17 protein-coding genes are annotated in these 21,347 nt (G+C 75.4%); 7 read left to right on the plus strand and 10 right to left on the minus strand.

Features of this window, described 5'->3' with window-relative positions:
- Positions 1 to 215 precede the first annotated feature (215 nt).
- Positions 216 to 926 carry a FadR/GntR family transcriptional regulator gene (locus tag ACZ518_RS07595; RefSeq protein WP_469112078.1) on the minus strand — a complete coding sequence of 237 codons (711 nt, stop codon included), beginning with the start codon at positions 924 to 926 and terminating at the stop codon, positions 216 to 218.
- 151 nt (positions 927 to 1,077) lie between these two features.
- Between ACZ518_RS07595 and ACZ518_RS07600 the strand changes: the two genes are divergently transcribed.
- Both ACZ518_RS07600 and ACZ518_RS07605 read left to right on the plus strand, forming a co-directional pair.
- On the plus strand, positions 1,078 to 1,563 hold the full coding sequence (locus ACZ518_RS07600; RefSeq protein WP_469112344.1) for a gluconokinase: 486 nt from the start codon (positions 1,078 to 1,080) through the stop codon (positions 1,561 to 1,563).
- A gap of 11 nt (positions 1,564 to 1,574) precedes the next feature.
- Positions 1,575 to 2,972, plus strand: coding sequence for a GntT/GntP/DsdX family permease (locus ACZ518_RS07605; protein ID WP_469112079.1), 1,398 nt, complete (start codon positions 1,575 to 1,577; stop codon positions 2,970 to 2,972).
- Positions 2,973 to 2,996: 24 nt separating this feature from the next.
- Here ACZ518_RS07605 and ACZ518_RS07610 read toward each other — a convergent pair whose 3' ends face one another.
- The 4 genes from ACZ518_RS07610 to ACZ518_RS07625 form a co-directional block, all read right to left on the minus strand.
- Positions 2,997 to 3,239 (minus strand): hypothetical protein, encoded by a 243-nt coding sequence (locus ACZ518_RS07610; RefSeq protein ID WP_469112080.1) that lies wholly within the window; start codon positions 3,237 to 3,239, stop codon positions 2,997 to 2,999.
- Entirely contained in the window at positions 3,236 to 3,940 is a 705-nt protein-coding gene (locus ACZ518_RS07615; RefSeq protein ID WP_469112081.1) for a hypothetical protein, read from the minus strand. The genes ACZ518_RS07610 and ACZ518_RS07615 overlap by 4 nt, the downstream gene beginning before the upstream one ends.
- 37 nt (positions 3,941 to 3,977) lie before the next feature.
- Positions 3,978 to 4,751: a hypothetical protein gene (locus ACZ518_RS07620; RefSeq protein WP_469112082.1), complete on the minus strand. Its 774-nt coding sequence runs from the start codon at positions 4,749 to 4,751 to the stop codon at positions 3,978 to 3,980.
- 109 nt (positions 4,752 to 4,860) lie between these two features.
- The gene (locus ACZ518_RS07625; protein WP_469112083.1) at positions 4,861 to 8,427 is read right to left on the minus strand and encodes a S8 family serine peptidase; all 3,567 of its coding nucleotides are present in this window, start codon (positions 8,425 to 8,427) and stop codon (positions 4,861 to 4,863) included.
- Between the two features lie 215 nt (positions 8,428 to 8,642).
- On the opposite strand from ACZ518_RS07625, the gene ACZ518_RS07630 reads away from it, so the two are divergent.
- Together ACZ518_RS07630 and ACZ518_RS07635 are read left to right on the plus strand one after the other, a co-directional pair.
- Complete coding sequence (locus ACZ518_RS07630; RefSeq protein WP_469112084.1) at positions 8,643 to 10,196, plus strand: DHA2 family efflux MFS transporter permease subunit; 1,554 nt, start codon at positions 8,643 to 8,645, stop codon at positions 10,194 to 10,196.
- Positions 10,197 to 10,215: 19 nt separating this feature from the next.
- Positions 10,216 to 10,881 (plus strand): DUF6629 family protein, encoded by a 666-nt coding sequence (locus ACZ518_RS07635; RefSeq protein WP_469112085.1) that lies wholly within the window; start codon positions 10,216 to 10,218, stop codon positions 10,879 to 10,881.
- Here the strand turns inward: ACZ518_RS07635 and ACZ518_RS07640 are convergent.
- The 3 genes from ACZ518_RS07640 to ACZ518_RS07650 form a co-directional block, all read right to left on the minus strand.
- Positions 10,845 to 11,039 carry a DUF6126 family protein gene (locus ACZ518_RS07640; RefSeq protein WP_469112086.1) on the minus strand — a complete coding sequence of 65 codons (195 nt, stop codon included), beginning with the start codon at positions 11,037 to 11,039 and terminating at the stop codon, positions 10,845 to 10,847. The two genes, ACZ518_RS07635 and ACZ518_RS07640, sit on opposite strands and share 37 nt — an antisense overlap.
- A 56-nt stretch (positions 11,040 to 11,095) precedes the next feature.
- Complete coding sequence (locus tag ACZ518_RS07645; protein ID WP_469112087.1) at positions 11,096 to 11,752, minus strand: helix-turn-helix domain-containing protein; 657 nt, start codon at positions 11,750 to 11,752, stop codon at positions 11,096 to 11,098.
- An 80-nt stretch (positions 11,753 to 11,832) separates the two neighbouring features.
- Entirely contained in the window at positions 11,833 to 13,371 is a 1,539-nt protein-coding gene (locus tag ACZ518_RS07650) for an ATP-dependent DNA ligase (protein ID WP_469112088.1), read from the minus strand.
- A gap of 222 nt (positions 13,372 to 13,593) precedes the next feature.
- On the opposite strand from ACZ518_RS07650, the gene ACZ518_RS07655 reads away from it, so the two are divergent.
- Both ACZ518_RS07655 and ACZ518_RS07660 read left to right on the plus strand, forming a co-directional pair.
- The gene (locus ACZ518_RS07655) at positions 13,594 to 16,335 is read left to right on the plus strand and encodes an alpha/beta fold hydrolase (RefSeq protein ID WP_469112089.1); all 2,742 of its coding nucleotides are present in this window, start codon (positions 13,594 to 13,596) and stop codon (positions 16,333 to 16,335) included.
- Positions 16,332 to 17,213 carry an ABC transporter permease gene (locus ACZ518_RS07660; protein WP_469112090.1) on the plus strand — a complete coding sequence of 294 codons (882 nt, stop codon included), beginning with the start codon at positions 16,332 to 16,334 and terminating at the stop codon, positions 17,211 to 17,213. The genes ACZ518_RS07655 and ACZ518_RS07660 overlap by 4 nt, the downstream gene beginning before the upstream one ends.
- A gap of 66 nt (positions 17,214 to 17,279) precedes the next feature.
- On the opposite strand, the gene ACZ518_RS07665 is transcribed toward ACZ518_RS07660, so the two are convergent.
- Positions 17,280 to 18,227, minus strand: coding sequence for an aldo/keto reductase (locus ACZ518_RS07665; protein WP_469112091.1), 948 nt, complete (start codon positions 18,225 to 18,227; stop codon positions 17,280 to 17,282).
- Between the two features lie 297 nt (positions 18,228 to 18,524).
- On the opposite strand from ACZ518_RS07665, the gene ACZ518_RS07670 reads away from it, so the two are divergent.
- Positions 18,525 to 18,905: a VOC family protein gene (locus ACZ518_RS07670; RefSeq protein WP_469112092.1), complete on the plus strand. Its 381-nt coding sequence runs from the start codon at positions 18,525 to 18,527 to the stop codon at positions 18,903 to 18,905.
- Positions 18,906 to 19,027: 122 nt separating this feature from the next.
- Here ACZ518_RS07670 and ACZ518_RS07675 read toward each other — a convergent pair whose 3' ends face one another.
- Positions 19,028 to 21,304, minus strand: coding sequence for a S9 family peptidase (locus ACZ518_RS07675; RefSeq protein WP_469112093.1), 2,277 nt, complete (start codon positions 21,302 to 21,304; stop codon positions 19,028 to 19,030).
- Between the last annotated feature and the right edge of the window lie 43 nt (positions 21,305 to 21,347).

Raw genomic sequence — 21,347 nt, forward strand, 5'->3', positions numbered from 1 at the left:
GGAAGGATCGCACCGCCCGCGCGCCCGGACAAGCCGGAGCCGGCCCTCTTCTCCCATGGTGCGGGGGCGGGCCGGTCGGGACCCGGGCGTCCGCCGGGCGCGGCGGGTCGGTTCCGGGGCGGATCCGGGGCGGGCCCCGGGAGATGCTTCAGGGGGCCGTCCGGGGGGACTTCGAGGGGACGTCGGAGGGGATTCGAGGGGACGCCGGAGGGGCTTCAGGGGGCGAGCACGTCGAGTTCCTCCAGGGCGCCGAGGGCGATCCGCCGGGTCAGGGCCTCGGCGGCGGCCGCGTCGCCCTCGCGTACCGCTTCGGCGACCCGTACGTGCAGGGTGACGGCGGCCGGGTCGGGGTCGTGGAACATCACGGCGTGCTGGGTGCGGCCGGTGAGGACCTCGGCGACGACGTCGCCGAGCCGGGCGAACATCTCGTTGCCGGAGGCGTCGAGGACGGTCCGGTGGAAGGCGACGTCGTGGTGGAGGTAGCCCTCCAGCTGGTGGCCGCGGGAGGTGCGGACCATGCCGAGGGCCGCCTCGGTGAGCCGCGCGCACTGCTCGGGGGTGGCGCGGGAGGCCGCGAGTGCGGCGGCGACGGGTTCGACGGCGGAGCGCAGCACGGTCAGGGAGCGCAGCTGGCGGGGGCGGTCGGTGCCGGCGAGCCGCCAGCGGATGACGCGCGGGTCGTAGACGTTCCACTCCTCGGCGGGGCGGACGGTGACCCCGACCCGGCGGCGGGACTCGACGAGCTGCATCGACTCCAGGACGCGGACCACCTCGCGGACGACGGTGCGGGAGGCGTCGAAGCGCGCGGCGATCTCGTCCGTGCGCAGGACGCTGCCGGGCGGGTGCTCCCCCGCCGTGATCGCGAGGCCGAGGGTGTCCAGCACCTGGGAGTGGAGTCCTGGGCCCGGACTGCCTTCGGTGGTCATGGCGTAAGCGTACGGTGACGCCCCGAGCGGCAAAAGATGTGACGTTTTCCCGCCCGACCCTTGAATAAGTACTACTTAATAGGTTTCAGTGGTGCTCCCAGCAACGAGGACAGCGAGGTACGACGTGAGCTCCCAGCGCGTCATTGTGGTGATGGGCGTCGCCGGCACCGGCAAGACGACCGTGGGGCGGCTGCTCGCGCAGGCGCTCGGCCTCCCGTACGCGGAGGGCGACGCCTTCCATCCGGCGGCCAACGTGGCCAAGATGTCGGCCGGCACCCCGCTGGACGACGCCGACCGCCGGCCCTGGCTGGACGCCATCGGCGAGTGGATCCGCACCCGGGCCGCGCCGCAGGGCGGCGTGGTCGCCGCCTCCTGCCTCAAGCGCTCCTACCGCGACCGGCTGCGCGCGGCCGCCCCGGACGCCGTGTTCGTCCACCTCACGGGCGAGAGGCGGCTCATCGAGCAGCGGATGGCTGACCGCCGGGGCCATTTCATGCCCGCCTCCCTGCTGGACTCCCAGTTCGCCGTGCTCGAACCGCTCCGGGCGGACGAGCGCGGGATCGCCGTCGACGTCGCCGGCACGCCCGAGGAGATCACCGAACGGGCGCTGGCCGCCCTCCGAACGTTCGAGAGTTGAGGAACCCCACCGTGACCGGTCTCAGCGTCGAGACTCTGGCGGCGGCCGCCCCCGGACCCATCACCTCGGCCGGCGGCGCCCAGCTGGGCGTCGCCGTCATCGCGGGCATCGCCGTCATCGTCCTGCTCATCACCCGCCTCAAGATGCACGCCTTCCTGGCCCTGACGGTCGGTTCGCTGGCCCTCGGATCCTTCGCGGGCGCCCCGCCGGCCAAGACGGTCGCCAGTTTCACCGCGGGCCTCGGCTCCACGGTCGCGGGCGTCGGCGTGCTCATCGCGCTCGGCGCGGTGCTCGGCAGGCTCCTGGCGGACTCGGGCGGGGCCGACGAGATCGTGGACACCATCCTGGCCCGCGCGAAGGGGCGGGCGATGCCGTGGGCGATGGTGCTGATCGCCTCCGTGATCGGGCTCCCGCTCTTCTTCGAGGTCGGCATCGTGCTGCTGATCCCGGTGGTGCTGCTGGTCGCCCGGCGCGGCGGCTACTCCCTGATGCGGATCGGCGTGCCCGCGCTGGCCGGCCTGTCGGTGATGCACGGGCTGATCCCGCCGCACCCCGGCCCGCTGGTCGCCATCGACGCGCTCCACGCCGACCTGGGCGTCACCCTCGCCCTCGGGGTGCTCGTCGCGATCCCCACGGTGGTCATCGCCGGCCCGCTGTTCTCCCGGTACGCGGCGCGCTGGGTGGACCTCCCGGCGCCGGAGCCCGTCGTCCCCGAGCGCCCGCCGGCGGAGCCCGCGCACCGCCCCCGGTTCGGGGCGACGGTCTTCACGGTGCTGCTGCCGGTGGCTCTGATGCTGGTCAAGGCGCTGGTCGACATCGTTGTCGACGACCCGGCCGACACCGTGCAGAAGGCCGCCGACGTCGTCGGCTCCCCGCTGATCGCCCTGCTCGCCGCCGTCCTGGTCGGCATGTTCACCCTCGGCCGGGCCGCCGGGTTCACCCGGGAGCGGCTGTCGTCCACGGTGGAGAAGTCCCTCGCCCCGATCGCGGGGATCCTGCTGATCGTGGGCGCGGGCGGCGGTTTCAAGCAGACGCTGATCGACGTGGGGGTGGGCCGGATGATCCTGGACGTCTCCAAGGACTGGTCCGTTCCGGCCCTGCTGCTGGCCTGGCTGATCGCCGTCGCCATCCGGCTGGCGACGGGCTCGGCGACGGTCGCCACCATCTCGGCGGCCGGCCTGGTGGCACCGCTGGCGGCGGGCACGTCCACGACGGAGACCGCGCTGCTGGTCCTGGCGATCGGGGCGGGCTCGCTGTTCTTCAGCCACGTCAACGACGCCGGGTTCTGGCTGGTCAAGGAGTACTTCGGGATGAGCGTCGGACAGACCCTCAAGACCTGGTCGGTGATGGAGACCCTCATCTCCGTCACGGGCCTGGGCTTCGTCCTGCTGCTGTCGCTGGTCCTCTGACCCGTCCGGCGGTCGCCGCGGGGCTCACCGGCGCCGGACGTGCGGGCCCTCCAGCTGCGCCGCCGCGAGGGCGAGCCCGGCCGCGGCGCGGGCGCAGCGGTCGGCGAGGGCGACGACCTCGGCGCGGTACGCGTCGGCCTCCTGGCCGCGCCATTCCAGGGCGGCCGCCCCCGCCCGCAGCCGCCGGGCGTGGGAGCGCAGGGCGGCGGAGTGGGTGCGCAGGCCGTCCGCCGGGGCGGGGCGGCTCGGCAGGGGGCAGTCGCTCACGGTCTCCTCCAGGGGTTCGCGGCCGCGGGCGCGGGCGCCGCCGGGCCGGGGCTGCGGGCGCAGAAGGCCCGCAGGGCGGCGCCGAGGCCCACCAGGGGTTCGGCGGTGACGGCCCGGCCGGTGGCCACCTGCCAGCCCGCGTGGTCGTTGAAGGGGTTCTCGTCGGTCAGGGCGTGCCAGGCCAGGATGTCCGCGAACGCCGGCGCCAGCAGGGCGAAGGCCCGTGCGGCGCCCCGTTCGCGCAGCAGGGTGCGGAAGGCGCGGGCCGCGTCGGCCTGCCGGTCCTCGGCGACCGCCCGCAGCACGGCGGCGCAGTCCGGGTCCGCCAGCAGTCCGGGTCGGTCCGCGGCCGCCGCGCGGATCCGCCCCTTGAGCCCGCAGACGGCGGTGCTGACGGCGAGGCTCTCGCGGCCGCCCAGGATCCCGGCCAGCCAGCCGGCCCGGGCCAGCCCCCGGCCGCGCGGGGCCCAGCCGAGCCCGGCCGGGTCGGTGAGGGTGCGCAGCAGGGTGCGCCAGGCCCGGCGCCGGCTCCCGCCGCGCCCCACGAGGGCCCCTGCCGTCAGCCGGGGCCCGAGGGCCAGTCCGGAGGCGTACCGGGCGGCCTCGCCCACGGCGTCGGCGGCCTCGGCCAGGTCCCGGCACAGGGCGTCGAGCGTGTCGGCGTCCGGATCGGTGGCCAGGGCGGTCGCGGCGTCGGACATGGGTTCCTCGCGGGGGCTGCGTACGGTGACTTGGGGCTCACCGTACGTCCGCGCCGCGAGCGGCGCGCGCGGGAGCGGGCGCGAACGCGGCCTCGCGGAAGGCCGCGCGCGAGGGGCCCGCGCCGTCGCTCCCGGGGCCGGGGACGAGGAGCGCCCAGCGGCTCTGGCGGGGGGAGATCCACACGGCCGGGCCGGAGCCGGACGGGGGGTGGTGGGTCCAGACCCCGGCGGGTGCGGGGTGCCAGAGCAGGCCGCGCGAGGGGGTGAGTTCGCCGGTGCGGATCCGCAGGGACTCGGCGGTCCAGGCGCGGGGGACGGGCCGGTCGGCGGTGTCGGCGGTGGAGAGCAGGTGGCGCAGGAACCGGGCGAGGTCCGCCGGGCAGGTGCGGAGGGTGGAGCCGGCGAAGCGGGTGCGGGTCATGCCGAGGGGCTGCCAGACCAGGGTGCGCGCGCTGTCGGCCAGCGGGGTGCCGGCGAGGTGTTCGGCGAGGCGGGTGAGGGCGGCGAGGGGGTCCGGGCCGTCGCCCCGGGTGAGCAGGTGGTGGGCGGTGGTGCCGCCGGGGAGTCCCGCCGAGGCGGCCGCCCCGTAGGCGGTGAGGGGGGTGTGCAGGGTCAGCTCGCCCCGGGTGACGAGTCCGCCGAGGACGGGCCAGAGCGCGAGCAGCGGGGTCAGGGCCCCGGCGTCGAGGGGGACGTCCCAGTCCTCGTCGGGGGTGCCGGGGCGGGAGGCGTGGACGGCGTCCGCCGATCCCACCGCCCAGAGCGCGGCCGGCCCGGCGGCCCGCGCGAGTGCCTCGATCTGCGGCGTCATGGTCCGCCACGCTACGTCGCCCCGCCGGGCGGCCCGGGCACGCCGGCCGGGATGTCCCGGTGGAGTCGCCGCCCGCCACCCGATTGCCGGGCGGCGGGCGGGACACCCCCTACTCCTTGTCGGGGCGGTCGGTCACCCGGAGGGTGTTGACCAGGGGCTTGCCGGAGCCGTTGTGCGTGACGAAGCGGAGGTTGAGCACCCCGTCCGTGACCTTGACCGTGTAGGTCCTGGTCAGGGCGGTGTAGGTGCCCGCCTCCAGGGAGATGTCCAGGGAGGGCAGGATCTGGTTCCCCTCGGCGAGGACGTCGAAGACGCGCGTGTCGGGCCGGGTGCCGGAGAGCTCGGCGAAGCCCAGCTCCACGGTGTAGGTGCCGTTCGGGACGTCGTCGAAGCGGTACTCGTACATGCCCTCGCGGGCGCTGCGGAAGAGCCGCTGCTCATCGGTGCCGGCGATGGTGCGGCCGGTGGAGCGGACGGAGGAGTTGCCCTGGTAGCCGTACGAGCCGGCGGTGTACTTGCGGTCCGGGGACCAGGCGTCGCCCGCCGCGTCCGTACCCGCCCGGTCGGCGCCGGCGTCCACGGCGGTCTGGTAGCGCGGTACGACGATCTTGACGGGGACGGTGAGCACGGGTGCGCGGCCGCTGGCCGAGGTGATCCGCAGCCCGGTGCTGAGCACCGTGCCCGGGGCCAGCCCGGCGGTGTCCACCGTCAGGGCGAGCGGGGCCCTGCCGCCGGTCGGGAGGTCCCCCGCCACCGGGGCGAGCGTCAGCCAGGGCGCGTCCTCGGCGGCCGTGTAGGCGGTGGTGAGGCCGGGGTTGGTGAGCTCCAGGGTGCGGGTGCGCCGCTGGTCGGCGGGGAGGACCAGCTCCACGGCCGGCGCGGCGGCGGTGACCCGGCCGGTGCGCAGCGGCCGGCTGACCGCGGTGACGTCGGCCGGCTTGACGTCGGCGGTGGTGGTGGCGGTCTCGTAGGAGGGCGCGGTCAGGGTGACCGTACGGGCGCCCGAGGGGCTCTGGACCACGTACCCGCCGTCGGCGGCGGTGGTGGCGGAGACGGCCGAGTCGCCGCTGCCGACGGTCACGGTGGCGCCGGGGACGCCGCCCCCGTCGTTGGCGTCGAGCACCCGGCCGGTGACGACGCCGCTGCGGGTGGTGCGGAAGCCGATGGAGAGGCCGTCGGTGATGGCGGGGGTGTTGAAGGAGTACCTGAAGGCGTCGGTGCCTGCCGGGTTCTCCACGCCGACGGTGGCGGAGGAGCCGCCCTTGAGGCCGGTGCCTCCGGTCCCCTTGTACGAGTAGGTGATGTTGCCGTCCTCACCGATGGCCGCCGAGAACGAGAAGGTGTCGGCCTGCGCGGACCAGTGGGCGACCTGGCGCCACTCGATCACGTAACTGCGGTGCGGGGCGGTCCCGGTGACGGCGGTGAAGACGCCGGATCCGCTGTCGGCGGCGCCTACGACGAGGTCGTCCCAGAAGGGGTAGAGGGCCGCGTTGGGGGTGGCGGCGCTCGGGATGTCGCCGTTGACGTCGCCGGTGTGGTTGCCGCCGAGGCTGACCGTGCCGTTGGTTCCGATCCAGGCCTGCGCGTACGTCTTGCCGTACAGCGGCAGCGGGAAGGGCAGGTCGACGCGCTCGGTGGTGTTGTCGCCGGTCAGGGCGAGCCGGCGGTCACCGGCGGAGTACGGGCGGCCGCCGCCCGCGGCGCAGGCGTAGCCGTAGCCGTCGGTCCGCTCGGGGAGGGCGACGGTGACGGTGGTGTCCGCGGCCACGGTGGCCTTGGCCGTGCCGGTGGTGAGGCAGCGGGCGGGGTGGGTGGCGTTCACGTCGTAGGTGCCGTGCGGCAGGGTGACCTCGAAGCGGCCCTGGGCGTCGGTGGTGGCGGTCACGGGGGTGTCCGCGATGGTGACGGCCGCTCCGGCGGCGGGCCCGGCGGGCGAGGTGACGGTGCCGGTGAGCCGGGCACTGGCCGCCCGGGTCAGGGTGAGGTCGGCGGTGGCGGTGGCCTGCTCGGTGACGGTCGCGGTGGTGCCGCGCTGTCCGTAGCCGAACTTCGAGGCGGTGAGCTCGTACGCGCCGGTGGACAGGACGCCGAAGCGGTAGGTCCCGTCGGCGGTGGTGGTGGCGGTCCGGTCGATCGGCCCGTGCGCGGTGACCTTGACGCCCGCGACGGGGGCGCCGGCGTCGTCGCGGACGGTGCCGGCGAGCGCGCCGACCGCGCCGCGCGGGGCGGAGTTCACCGCGGCCAGGGCGTCGAGCCGGCCCTCGCCGAAGACGTTGTTGTCGGCGGCGGTGCCGCCGCACTGGCCGTCGTCCGTGTCCTGGGCGGTGCCGTCCAGCAGGGCTTCCGTCTGCGCCACGTCACCGGCGAGGGAGGGCGCGGCCGACCAGAGCAGGGCCACCGTGGCGGCGGTGTGCGGTGAGGCCATGGAGGTGCCGGAGAAGGAGGAGTACTCGCCGCCGGGGACGGAGGAGCGGACGTTCACGCCGGGGGCGGCGATGTTCGGCTTGACGATGCCGCCGGGGCCGGCGCCGCGGGAGGAGAAGGAGGCGATGGCGCCGTCGCTGCCGAAGGCGCCGGAGCTGTAGGAGCGCGCGTAGTCGCCGGGCGAGCCGCTGGTGCCGCAGCCGGGGCCGGAGTTCCCGTTGGAGAAGGCGGGGAAGATCCCGGCGGCCCGCCAGGTGTCCACGACCTGCTGGTACCAGTCGTCGTGCGCGGCGCTGCCCCAGGAGTTGTTGACGACGTGCGGGGCGAGGTCGGGGCGGGGGTTGTGGCCCTGCAGGTCGGTGGGGGCGACGATCCACTGTCCGGAGGCGAGCAGGGAGGCCTCGGAGCAGGAGTTGGACTCGCAGCCCTTCGCGGCGATCCACTTGGCGCCGGGGGCTACGCCGATCTTGTTGGCCCCGCCGTCGTCCCCGACCATCGTGCCCATGGTGTGGGTGCCGTGGTCGTTGTTGTCGCAGGGCGCGGCGCCGGCGCAGACGCCCGCCGGGTCGAACCAGTTGTGGTTGTGGTCGTAGGTCCCGTCCGCGTTCTTGCCGCGGTACTGGCTGTTGACGGCGGGGTGGGTGTAGTCGACGCCGCTGTCGATGTTGGCGACGACGATCCCCTCGCCGCGCACGCCGAGCTGGTCCCAGACCTGGGGTGCCTTGATCCGGTCGATGTTCCATTCGACGGCGTCGGCGGCGGTCTTCTCCCGGGTGCCCCCGGCGGGCTTGGGGAGGCTGACCTTGTCGTCGGCGTCGATGCGGGCGACCTCGGGGCGCTCGGCGAGGGTCCCGGCGAGTTTGCGGCTGCCGACGACGCGGACGGCGTTGACGATCCAGTACGAGGTGTACTCCGCCCCGGCCCCGTCCAGGGCCTTGCGCACCTCGGCCTGGGTGCGCGCGGCGTGCTCCTTCTTGGTGCGCAGAACCGTTTCGGCCTTGGCGGCGCGGGTCTGCTGCCGCCCCGCGGCGGTCAGGTCGGCGGCGCTGTCGAGGTAGACCCAGAAGACGGCCTTCCCGGAGCCGTCGAACTGGGCGCGGAGGGCGGGTTCGAGCTTGCGCTCGGCCGCGGTGGGCGCGGGGCCGGGCTCCGGGGCGGCGGCGGCGACGCCCGCGCCGACCGGGAGCAGCAGGGCCGCGCTCAGAGCGGCGAGCGCCGCGCGTAAGGAACGCCGTCGGATGCGTTGTGGCACGTGTCGTCTCCTCTTGCGCCGTGTGCGGCGCGTGCAGATCGTGCGGATCGTGCGGAAAGTTCGTGCGTGACGTGCGCGGGTCATGTTCTGGGAGGTGCCATGTCCATTACAAGAGGGCCTCGTGAGCCACGGAACGGACGGGTCCGTAAGGCTCGCCGCGCGCCGCGGCGCCCCGTCCGGTGGCCCTTCGGGCGCGGGCGCGTCAGCCTGGGGGGATGAGCCAGCTGCCCGGCGAACCGGTGCCCGAGCCCGGCCTCTCACCGGCGTCCGGGCCCCGCCCCGCGCCCGCCCCGGAACCGGCGGTCGCGCTCGGCTCCGCGCGCGGGCGGTGGATCGTGGCCGCCACCGTGCTCGGGTCGGCGATGGCCCTGCTGGACTCGACCGTGGTCAACGTGGCCCTGCCCCGCATCGGACGGGACCTCGGCGCGGACCTGGCCGTGCTCCAGTGGACGGTGAACGCCTACCTGCTGACCCTGGCCGGGCTGATCCTGGTGGGCGGGGCGCTCGGCGACCGGTTCGGCCGCCGCCGGATCTTCGTGCTCGGCGTGGTGTGGTTCGCGGTGGGCTCGCTGCTGTGCGGGCTGGCGCCGAACGCCGGGGTCCTGATCGCCGCCCGCGCCCTCCAGGGCATCGGCGGCGCGCTGCTCACGCCCGGTTCGCTGGCGCTGATCCAGGGGTCGATCCGGGCGGACGACCGGGCCCGCGCGGTGGGCCTGTGGTCGGGGTTCGGCGGCGTCGGCGCGGCCGTGGGGCCCTTCCTCGGCGGCTGGCTGGTGGACGGGCCGGGCTGGCGGTGGGTGTTCCTGCTGAACGTGCCGGTGGCCGCGCTGTGCGTGCCGGTGGCGCTGAGGCACGTACCGGAATCACGGGACCCGGCGGCGGGCGGGCGGTTCGACGTGCTCGGCGCGGTACTGGGCGCGGCGGCGCTGGGCCTGCTGACCTACGCCCTGATCGAGGCCCGGTCCGCGGCGGCGCCGGTCATCGGCGCGGCGGTGGGCGGGGTGCTGCTGGCGGCCCTGTTCGTGTGGGTCGAGCGGCACCGGCCGGATCCGATGGTGCCGCCGGACATGTTCGCCTCCCGGCAGTTCACCGCCGTCAACCTCGTCACCCTCTTCGTCTACGCGGCCTTCGGCGGCTTCTTCTTCCTCATCGTGCTCCAGCTCCAGGTGGTGTCCGGGTACTCCGCCCTCGGCGCCGGGGCCGCGCTGCTGCCCACCACCGTCCTGATGCTGCTGCTGTCCTCGCGGGCGGGGGCGCTCGGGGAGCGGATCGGGCCCCGCGTGCCGCTCACCGTCGGACCGCTGCTGTGCGCGGCCGGGACGCTGCTCATGCTGCGGGTGGGCCCGGACGCCTCGTACCCACGGGACGTACTGCCGGCCATGGTGGTGATGGGCGCGGGCATGACCGTGCTGGTGGCCCCGCTGACCGCCACCGTCCTGGCCTCGGTGCCGGCCGGCCGGGCGGGCCTGGCCAGCGGGATCAACAACGCCGCCGCGCGGGCCGCCGGACTGCTCGCGGTGGCCGCGCTGCCGCTGCTGGCCGGGATGGGTCCGGACGCGTACCTGTCCGCCGGGGCCTTCGACTCCGCCTTCGGGCGGGCCGTGCCGTGGTGCGCGGGGGCCCTGGTGGCGGGCGCCGCCACGGCGTGGGCGACCGTACGCTCCCCCGCGCCCGGGGCCTGCCACCCGGAGTGCCGTACGCACTGCTCGATCGGCGCCCCGCCGCTGGAACACCCCTCGGCTCCGGATCGGGCGGAGGGCCCGCGCTGACGGCGGGAGGAGGACCCGGGTGTGCTGGAGCGCGGCGGCGGACCTGACGGCGGGCACGGCCGTGGCCGCCGTCGGGGTGGTGTGTCTGGTCCGCGCCCGGCGGGCCCGCGACCTGCCCGTCGCCGCGCTCCCGCTGCTGCTCGGCGCGCACCAGCTGGTCGAGGCCGCCGTCTGGCGCGCGGGCGGCGGCTGCGGCCCCGCCACCACGGCCTGGGCGGTGATCGCGCTGCCCGTGCTGCCGCTGTGGCTGCCGCTCGGGGTGCTGCTCGCCGCCGCGCCCGGGGCCCGGCGCCGGCTGCTCGGGCCGGCGGCCGCGGGGCTCGCCACGGCCGCGGTGCTCGCGTACTGCCTGGCCACGCGGCCGGTGAGCGCCGCGATCCGGGGACGGGTGATCGGCTACGGGGTCGACGTCCCCTGGGCCCCGCTGGTCCTGGCGGGCTACCTCTACGCCACCCTCGGCGCCCTGCTGCCGGCCGGGGACCGGACGCTGCGGCTGCTGGGGGCGGTGCTGGCCGCCGGGGCGGTGGTCTGCGCGGCCCTGTGGCGGCTGGAGTTCGCCTCCACCTGGTGCGCCTTCGCGGCGGCTGCCTCGGTGCTGGTGCTCGGCTGGGTACGGCGCCCGGAGAAGGCCCCGGGCCGCGAGCGGGACTACTGGTTCCGGCCGCCCAGCACGAAGAGCAGGTAGACGAAGAAGGCGAAGAGGTGGCCGACGAACAGGTACGCGATGAGCCTGATGATCAGACCGCGCGGGAACTTGGACTCGAACCGCTGGCGGACGGTCAGCGGGGCGGACGCCTGCTGCTGCTCCGGCTCCGGAACGCCCTGCTCTGCGGTGGTGGACATCTGGTCTCCTCGGGACTCGGATTCGGACACGGTGACGGCTCCCGGCCGGACAGGCCCTAGGACGGGCGCGTGGTCTTGGCGCCGAGGCACAGCCCGGCGAGGCTGCTCTGCAGCAGGGTGTGGACGAACAGCAGCTCGCACCCGCCCGGACCGGCCGCGCCGATCCGGTGCGGGGTGAGCGAGTCGAAGTGCGCGCCGTCCCCCGGCTCCAGCAGGTGCTCGGCCTCCCCCAGGTGCAGCCGGAGCCGCCCGCTGAGCACGTACAGCCACTCCTCCCCGGGGTGTACGCGCACCAGCTCGCCCTGGCTGCGCCCGTGCGGGACGTGCACGCGCAGCGCCTGCATCCCCCGCCCGGAGCCGCCGGCCTGCCAGTACGTCCACCCGTCGGCCTCGCGGGCCCCGGGGCCGCCGGCCCGTACGATGGGATCGGCGACGGCGGGGGTCTCGCCGAGCAGCTCGGAGACGGTCGTGCCGTAGGTGCGGGCGAGCCCGAGCAGCAGCGGCAGCGACGGCTGGCGCCGGCCGGTCTCCAGCCGGGACAGGTGCGCGGGCGAGAGCCTGGCCCGCGCGGCGGCGGCCTCCAGCGTCAGCCCGGCGCGCCGGCGCAGTTCGCGCAGCTGCGGGGCGACGGCGGGCAGTTCGTCGGCGGGGCCCTCCTCGGGGACCGCGCCGCCGGTGCCGGTGCCGTCTGGTTCCTCGGAACGGGGCGTCATACCCCGATTGAGCCAGAGCCTTGCCTTCCTGGCAATCTTCCTTGCCTCAGAGGCAAAAACCCCGCCCCGGCCTCCCTCCCTCAGCCCTCCCGGCGGCCCTGTTCCAGCACGGCCTCCACCGTGTCGGCCTCCTCCGCCGTCTTGTCCGGGCGGTGCCGCAGGACCCGGGCGAAGCGCAGGGCCACCCCGGCCGGGTAGCGCGGGGAGCGCTGGAGACCGTCGTAGGCGATCTCCACCACCAGCTCGGGCCGCACCCGGACCGTGAAGCCGTCGTCCTCCACCGCCAGCTCGCGCAGCCGCCCGGTCTGCCAGCGCAGCATCTCGTCCGTCAGCCCCTTGAAGGTCTTGCCGAGCATGGCGTAGCCGCCGTCGCCGGACCGCGCACCCAGGTGCAGGTTGGACAGCAGTCCGGTGCGGCGGCCGTGGCCCCATTCGGCGGCGAGCACGACCAGGTCGAGGGTGTGCACCGGTTTCACCTTGAGCCACTGCTTGCCGCGCCGGCCCGCCGCGTACGGGGAGTCCAGGGCCTTCACCATGACCCCCTCGTGGCCCCGGCGCAGGGTCTCCGTCCAGAACTCCACGGCCGCGGCCGCCCCCGCCCCGGCGTCCTCCACCACCAGCCGCCGCACCCGGGCCGACGCCGGGACCAGGGCCGCCAGGGCCGCGTACCGCTCGCGGACCGGCAGGTCGAGCAGGACCTCGTCGCCGAGGGCCAGCACGTCGAAGAAGTACGCGGTCACCGGGAGGGCCTCGCGCGCCGCCGCCACGTCGATCCGGGAGCCGACCCGGCCCGCGATCTCCTGGAAGGGCACCGGGCGCCCGTCGGCCCCCTGCCCGATGACCTCCCCGTCGAGTACGAACCGCTCGCCGGACAGGCTCCGGGCCAGTTCGGCCACCTCCGGCAGCCGGCCGGTGATGTCGTCGAGGGAGCGGGTGTGGATCCGGACCTCGTCCCCGTCCCGGTGCACCTGCACCCGGATCCCGTCGAGCTTCTCCTCCACCGCGCAGGGGGCGAGCGCCGCCAGGGCGTCGGCCAGGGAGCGGGCCGTCCCGGCCAGCATGGGCTGTACGGGCTGCCCGATGCGCAGGCTCACCCGGCGCAGCGCCTCGGCGCCCCCGGCCAGCACGGCCGCCGCCGTCCGGGGCAGCGAGCCGTCCAGCATCACGGCCCGGCGCAGCTCGGCGGCCGGCACCCCGGCGGCCTTGGCCACCCCTTCCAGGGCGACGGCGTCCAGCGCCCCCTGGCGCACCTCCCCGGACAGCAGGCTGCGCAGGAAGCGCTGTTCGTCCCCGGTGGCGGCGCCGAGCAGGCCGGCGACGATCCGGCGGCGTTCGGCCTGCGCCCCCGGCCCCGCCACGGCGGCCAGCTCGGCCACGGCGGCGTCGACGGCCGTCACGGTCAGCGTCGGCTCCGCGGCGGGCGGGGCGTCCTGGGCCAGGGTGCGCCAGCCGACTCCGGGCCGGCCCTGCGGGAGCCGCCCGGAGAGGTAGGCGATGACCAGACCGGCCTCCTCGGCGGGGGCGGCCGCGAAGAGCTCCGCGAGCAGGGCGGTCTTCCGGGACCGGGCGGAGGTCGCGGCGACCTCCCGGGACACGCGCGCGACCTCGGCCAGCAGCATGCCGTCCATCCTCCCGCCGACCGCGCCCCGGCGCAGGCCGGGAGCGCCGCCTGCAGGGGGGCGCCGCCGACGGGGGGGGCGCCGCCGGCCGGGGGCGCCGGGTCACGGGGCTCGGTCTACTGCGGCTGCGGTACGCCCGTCCGTGCGGGTACGCCTGGAGAAGGGGCGGAGGTCCCCCTGAGGGAGCTCGGGGAAGACGATCACGGGCTCTATGGTGCCCGTATGAAGCTACGACTGCCCCGGCGGCCCCGGGACCGCCTGCTCGCCGGTGCCGCCGCCCTCGCCTTCCTGGCGGGCGCCGGCTCCTGGACGGCCGCGGCGTCCGGGGAGGAACCGGCCGTGCGCCGCGAGGACCGGTTCGTGCAGGTGCCCGGGCTGGACGCCGCGGGCCCGGGCGCGCCCGGTGCCGGGATCGACACCTCCTTCTTCACGGCCGGGGACCCCTCGGCGAAACGTCCCGCCGTGCTCCTCGGCCACGGCTTCGGCGGGAGCAAGGACGATGTCCGCGCCCAGGCCGAGCGCCTCGCCCGCGACGGCTACGCCGTCCTGACCTGGTCGGCGCGCGGGTTCGGCCGCTCCGGCGGGAAGATCGGGCTGAACGACCCCGAGCACGAGGTCAAGGACGTCTCCGCGCTCGTCGACGCGCTGGCCCGGCGGCCCGAGGTCCGGCTCGACGCGGACGGCGATCCCCGCGTGGGCGTGGCCGGGGCCTCGTACGGCGGGGCCGTGGCCCTGCTGGCCGCCGGGTACGACCGGCGGGTGGACGCGATCGCCCCGCAGATCACGTACTGGAACCTCGCCGACTCCCTCTTCCCCCAGGGCGTGTTCAAGAAGCTCTGGGCCGGGATCTTCTTCACCACCGGAGCAGCGGGCGGCCTCCAGCCGGCGCAGCCTCCCGCGGGCGCCGGTGAGCCGGGACCGGCGGGGGCGCCCGGCTGCGGCCGGTTCGAGCCGCAGCTGTGCGCCATGTACGAGCGCGTCGCGGTGGCCGGGAAGCCCGACGCCGAGGCGCGCGAGCTGCTGGAGCGGCGCAGCCCCTCGGCCGTGGCCGACCGGATCAAGGTGCCGGCGCTGATCGTGCAGGGGCAGGAGGACTCCCTGTTCCCGCTGGACCAGGCGGACGCCATGGCGAAGGCCATCGCCGCGAACGGGGCTCCGGTCGCCGTGGACTGGGCGGCCGGCGGGCACGACGGCGGTATGCGCGAGGCCGCCCGCGTCGAGGCCCGGGTGGCCGCCTGGTTCGACCGCTACCTGAAGGACGACGGCTCGGCGGACACCGGACCGGCGTTCCGGGTGTCGCGCTCCGGCGGGTTCGACTCCACCGACGGCCGGCTCACCCTGCGCGGCGCGAGCGGGGAGCGCTACCCGGGACTGGCCTCCGCTCCGCGCGGCTTCGCCCTCTCCGGCCGCGAGCAGACCTTCGCCAACCCGGCGGGCGGGGCGCCGCCCGCGCTGTCCGCGCTGCCCGGCGTCGGCGGACAGCTCGCCGCCCTCGGGACCGGGCTCTCGCTGGACTTCCCGGGGCAGAACGCCCGCTTCGAGTCGGAGCCGCTGACCGAGGCGGTACGGGTCACCGGGACACCGACCATCACCCTGAAGGTGAGGTCGACGGCTGCCGACGGCTCCGCCGTGCTGTTCGGCAAGGTGTACGACGTGGGGCCGGACGGGCGGCAGCAGGTGCTGCCTTCCCAGCTGGTCGCGCCCGTACGGGTGGAGGACGCCGGGCAGGGCCGCAGCGTGGAGCTGCGGCTCCCGGCGATCGACCACGCCGTCCAGGCCGGACACCGGCTGCGGCTGGTGGTCGCCGCCACCGACCTCGGCTACGCCTCCCCGGCCGCTCCGGCCGTCTACACCGTCTCGGCGGAGGGCCCGCTGCGGGTGCCCGTCGCGGACGGGGTGCGGACGGCCGCCGCCGGGCTGCCCGCCTGGACCTGGGTGATGCCGCTGGGCGCGCTGGCGCTGGCCGCAGGGCTCCTCGGGATCCGGCGGACCGGCGGGGGCCGGGCGGGGACGCGGGCGCGGGAAGCGCAGCCCGAACCCGCACTGGCCGACGTACCGCTGGACATCACCGGGCTGACGAAGCGGTACGCGAAGGCGCAGGACCGCTACGCCGTGCGGGACCTGTCCTTCCGGGTGGAGAAGGGCCAGGTGCTGGGCCTGCTCGGGCCCAACGGCGCGGGGAAGACCACCACCCTGCGGATGCTGATGGGCCTGATCGCGCCGGACGCCGGGGAGATCCGGGTGTTCGGCCACCCGATCCGGCCCGGCTCGCCGGTGCTGTCGCGGGTCGGGGCGTTCGTGGAGGGCGCCGGGTTCCTGCCGCACCTGACGGGCCGGACCAACCTGGAGCTGTACTGGCAGGCCACGGGCCGTCCCGCCGAGGACGCGCACATGGCGGAGGCCCTGGAGATCGCCGGGCTGGGCGACGCCCTGGACCGGGCGGTGCGCACGTACTCGCAGGGCATGCGCCAGCGGCTCGCGATCGCGCAGGCGATGCTGGGGATGCCGGACCTGCTGATCCTCGACGAGCCGACGAACGGTCTGGACCCGCCGCAGATCCGGGAGATGCGGGACGTGATGATCCGCTACGCCGCCGGCGGGCGGACGGTCATCGTCTCCAGCCACCTGCTGTCGGAGGTGGAGCAGTCCTGCACGCACCTGGTGGTCATGGACCGCGGCCGGCTCGTGCGGGCCGGCGAGGTCGCCGAGATCACCGGCGGCGGGGACACCCTGCTGGTGACACTGGCGGAGCCGGTGGAGGAGGTGGCCGTGGGGAAGGTCGCCGCCCTGGAAGGGGTGGCCTCCGCGGCGCGCTGCGACGAGGGCCTGCTCGTCCGGCTCGACGGCGCGTCGCCCGCGACCCTGATCGGCGAACTCGTACGGCTGGAGCTGCCGGTGGCGGCGGTGGGGCCGCACCGGCGGCTTGAGGACGCCTTCCTCACCCTGATCGGAGGTACGGCATGAGCGCCGTGGAGGGGACCCGGGTGCGGGAGACCGCGCCCGGCTACCGGGCGGGGCGGACGCTTCCGCTGCGCGTGGAGGCGCTGCGGCAGTGGCGCAGGCGGCGGACGCTGGTGATGGGCGGGGTGCTGGCCGCGCTGCCGTTCGTGATGATCATCGCGTTCGCGGTGGGCGGCGGCCCGGACGACGGGCCCGGCGGCGGCAACGGCCGGATCAGCCTGATCGACACGGCGACGGCCTCGGGCGCGAACTTCGCCGTGACCTGCTTGTTCGTGTCGGCCGGGTTCCTGCTGGTGGTGCCGGTGGCACTGTTCTGCGGGGACACGGTGGCCTCGGAGGCGAGCTGGTCCTCGCTGCGGTACCTGCTGGCCTCGCCGGTGCCGAGGGCCCGGCTGCTGTGGAGCAAGCTGGTGGTGGCGCTGGGGTTCAGCCTGGCGGCGATCGTGCTGCTGCCGGCGGTGGCGCTGGCGGCGGGCACGGCCGCGTACGGCTGGGGGCCGCTGCGGCTCCCGACGGGCGGGGCGCTGCCCGCCGGGGATTCCGTGCCGCGGCTGGTGCTGGCCGTCGCGTTCGTGTTCGTGTCGCAGCTGGTGACGGCCGGGCTGGCGTTCTGGCTGTCGACGCGGACGGACGCGCCGCTCGGCGCGGTGGGCGGGGCGGTGGGCCTCACGATCGTGGGGAACGTGCTGGACGCGGTGACGGCCCTCGGGGCGTGGCGCGAGTTCCTGCCCGCCCACTGGCAGTTCGCCTGGGCGGACGCCCTGCAGCCGCAGCTGGAGTGGGGCGGGATGGTCAAGGGCGTGGTGGTGTCGGTGTCGTACGCCGTGGTGCTGTTCGCGCTCGCGTTCCGGGGGTTCTCCCGCAAGGACGTCACGTCCTGACGGGAGGGACCCCCGGGTCCGGCCGTACGCCCCTACGCCCGTACGACTGCGCGTGGGCCCGCGCGACTACGCGTGGGCCCGCGCGACCTCGTCGATCTCGGCCAGCAGCTCCGCCTCCAGGGGGCGGCCGGCCACGGCCGCGTTGGCACGTACCTGTTCGGGCGAGGTGGCGCCGGCGATGACGGAGGAGCAGCCCGGCTGCGCGGAGAGCCAGCCGATGGCCAGTTCCAGGACGCTGCGGTCGTGCTTGTCCGCGATCGCGGCCAGGGCCTCCACGGTGTCGAGGCGCTCCTCGGTGAGGTAGGTGTCGCGGCCTTCGAGGCGGGAGCCGGCCGGGACGGGGGCGCCCCGGCGGATCTTGCCGGTGAGGAGGCCGTTGGCCAGCGGGAAGTACGGGAGGACGCCGAGGCCGTAGTGGCGGGCTGCGGGGACCAGTTCCCGCTCGGCGGAGCGCTGGAGCAGCGACCACTCGTTCTGCGCGGAGACGAACGGCGCGGCACCGGTCTCGCGGGCCGTGTGGGCGGCTTCGGCGAGCTGCCAGCCGCTGAGGTTGGAGTGCCCGATGTAGCGGATCTTGCCCTCGGCGACGAGTTCGGTGAGCGCGGCGAGGGTTTCGGCGATGGGCGTGGCGGGGTCGGGGCTGTGCAGCTGGTAGAGGTCGATGTGGTCGGTGTCCAGACGGCGCAGGGACTCCTCGACGGCCCGCCGGATGTAGGCGCGGCCGCCGCGGGATCCTGCGGCGGGGCCGTATCCCATGTCGACGCCGTCGTAGCCGAACTTGGTGGCGAGGACCACCTGGTCGCGGCGGCCCTTGAGGGCCTGGCCGAGGTGGGTCTCGGAGCCGCCCCGGCCGCCGTAGATGTCGGCCGTGTCGAGGAGGGTGATCCCGGAGTCGAGGGCGGCGTCGACGACGGCGCGGGTGGCCGGGGCGTCGAGGCGGCCGCCGAAGTTGTTGCAGCCGAGGCCGACGGCGGAGACCTTCAGTCCTGAGGTGCCCAGGGGGACGTAGCGCATGCGGGTTCTTCCTCCGTGCTCGTGCGGTGGGTGCGGTCCATGCCGGACACCTGGGTCCGTCCGGTGCGCGGCCGGCCAAGTCGCAGTCTAGGCATGCCGGTTGTCCGTCACGCCGGGCTGCCGCCCGCGGGGCGTGAACAGTGTGTGCCGGCCGGGCCCGGGCGGCGCCCGCAGGAGTGCGAAAGGGGTGGACCGCAGCGGGACGGGCTGTTTAGGATCAACCGACGGCATCGCGTGTCGGTCACCGACCGGGTGAGGCATGGAGGTGCCGTGACTGCCTTTCGGAGGCATTCACACATGTCGGTCCAGCTGAACCACACGATCGTCCACGCCCTCGACAACAAGGTGTCCGCAGCTTTCCTCGCGGACATCCTCGGTCTCGAAGTCGGCCCCGAATGGGGCCCGTTCGTCCCGGTGTCCACCGCCAACGGCGTCACCCTGGACTTCGCGACCATCCCGGCCGAGTCCATCACGCCGCAGCACTACGCGTTCCTGATCTCGGAGGAGGAGTTCGACTCCGCCTTCGAGAAGATCCGGGCCTCGGGGGTCGAGTACTTCGCCGACCCCCACCGCAAGCACCCGGGCGAGATCAACCACAACGACGGGGGCCGCGGGGTGTACTTCATGGACCCCGCCGGCCACGCCATGGAGATCATCACCCGCCCGTACGGCGGCTAGTACGGGTCCCCGCCGGTACGGCGGGTGACCGTCCCCTGCGGGCCGGTCCGGTGCCGGTGCACGCCCCCGCCCCCCGTGACGGGGGCGTGCACCGGCGTCCCGCCCGGCCGGGCGGGAGCGGCTCAGCCGAACAGGTCCGCGAGCAGCTCGGGGCCGATCGCGATCGGTGCGGGGCGGTAGGCAGGGGGCTGCTCGCCCAGCAGCTCGCGCACCAGGAAGTCCCAGCAGCGCGTGCGGACGTAGGCCAGGTGGTCGATGAACGTGTGCTCGGCGCCGGGCACGATGAACAGCTCGAAGTCCTTGCCCGCGGCGATGAGGCGGTCGGCCAGGCGGAGGGTCTGGTCCGGGTGGACCTGGTCGTCCATTTCGCCGTGGATCAGCAGGAGCTTGCCCGCCAGGCGGTCGGCTATCTCCACGTTGGAGGTGCGGGCCCAGGCCTCGGGGCTGTCCGCGCCGTCGTAGCTCTCCACGAAGCCGGCGTTGAAGTGGCGGGCTTCGTGCGAGCCGGAGAGGGCGACTCCGGTCTTGTAGACCTCGGGGAAGTCCAGCATCGCGCGGGCCGCGGCGAAACCGCCTCCGGAGTGGCCGAACACACCCACCCGGTCCAGGTCCATCCACGGCCGGTCCCCGGCCAGCTGCCGCAGCGCCGCGACGTGGTCGGCCAGACTGCCCGCATCGGCCACGCGGCCGTAGGAGGCGTCGTGGAAGGCCTTGCCCCGTCCCGGGGTGCCCCGCCCGTCCAGCGCCACCACGACGAAGCCGAGCGCCGCGAGGGGTTCCGCGTCGAGGCCCATCCCGCCCGGGTCGAAGGACGGGGTCACCCGGGCGACCTGCGGGCCGGGGTAGACGTTGTCCACCACCGGGTATCGCCGGGCGGGGTCGAAGCCCCTGGGCCGGTAGAGCACTCCGTAGATGTCCGTGACCCCGTCGGCCGCCTTGACGCGGAACCGCTCGGGCGGCGTCCAGCCGGTGGCGGTGAGCTTGCTGACGTCGGCGCGCTCCAGCTCGGCCAGGACCCGCCCGGACCAGTCGCGGACCGTCGACACCGGCGGGGTGTCGACCGTGGACGCGGAGTCGAGGAAGTACTCCTGACCGGCCGGGAGGGTGACGACGTGGTCCAGGGCGTCGTCCGTGACCTTGGCGAAGCCGGAGCCGTCCAGGCCGGCCCGGCACACCGTACGCCGGTACGGGTCTTCGTCGACCAGGCCGGAGGCGGTGAAGTACACGACCCGCTCGGCCTCGTCGACGCGCAGGATCTGGCGCACCCCCCACGGGCCGGACGTGACCTGCCCGAGCAACTCGCCGGTGCGCAGGTCGTACCGGTACAGGTGGCCCCAGCCGTCCCGCTGCGAGTACCAGAGCACCTCTTCGGCCAGCACGTGCACGATGGGCGGCTCGTACGCCCACTGGTTGGGCTCCACCCGGGTGGCCCCGGTCTCGCTGAGCACCTCGGCGACCTCGCCGGTGGCCGGGTCCAGCCGGTACAGGGTGAGCGTGCGCAGGTCGCGGGGCCGGGCGAGGTAGTAGACCGCCGAGCCGTCCGGAGCCCACCACGCCCACCGGGCCGTGATCGGCGACATCACCGTCATGAGCAGCGGATCGCCCTGCGCGCGGACCACCGTGCCCGTGGCGACGTCCAGTACGACCAGTTCGGCCTGCGGGACGTGCTCGTCCCCGGGGTGGGCGAACCGCTGGGTGTGCAGCGCCGGGGCCCCGCCGTCGGCGGGCCTGGCCTCCAGCAGGTGGGTCTGCCGGACCTCGCGCTCGTCGGTGCGGTGCGCCAGGACCTTCGTCGAGTCGGGCGACCAGGCCACCGCGGGCGGCAGGTACGGCAGGCCGATCTTGCGCAGCAGGGTGCCGTTCGCCGTGCACTCCGGGCCGGTGCCGTACTGGTGGCCGGGCGCGCCGTCAGTGGTCAGCGCCCACTCGCGGCCGTCGGACAGCGAGCGCGCCCACAGGTCGTGCCCCCGGCGGGAGACCGCGGTCTTCCCGTCGGGCGACGGCACCTCCAGCGGGTTGCCGGGCGGCGTGAACTCGGCCCGCTCGCAGGTGTACTCGGACAGGTCGCAGCGCCAGTACTCGCCGAACGCGTCGAACTCGACGGCGTTGCCGAGCAGTGCGATGCCCATGAAGGGCAGTGCCTCGGGGTCGGCCTGCTGCCCGGAGGCGGCCGCGAGCGCGGAGGCGAGCCGGACGTGGTCGAAGGCCGGCTCACGGGTCCCCGCCGCCGGGTCGACCAGCACGAACCGCTTGCCGGCGCCGTTGGCCACCGCGTACCAGAAGCGGGTGCCGCCGTCGATCCACTGCGGCCTGGTCTTGTCGCCGACGACCAGCTCGCCGGGGCGGGCGACCCGGCGGAGGAGCTGCTCCGCGGCCTGGTAGTCCTGCGTGGTGCTCATATTCGTTCTTGTTCCTTCGTCGGTTCCGGTGCCGGGGACGGCG

Source organism: Streptomyces sp. NPDC033966, assembly GCF_055575955.1.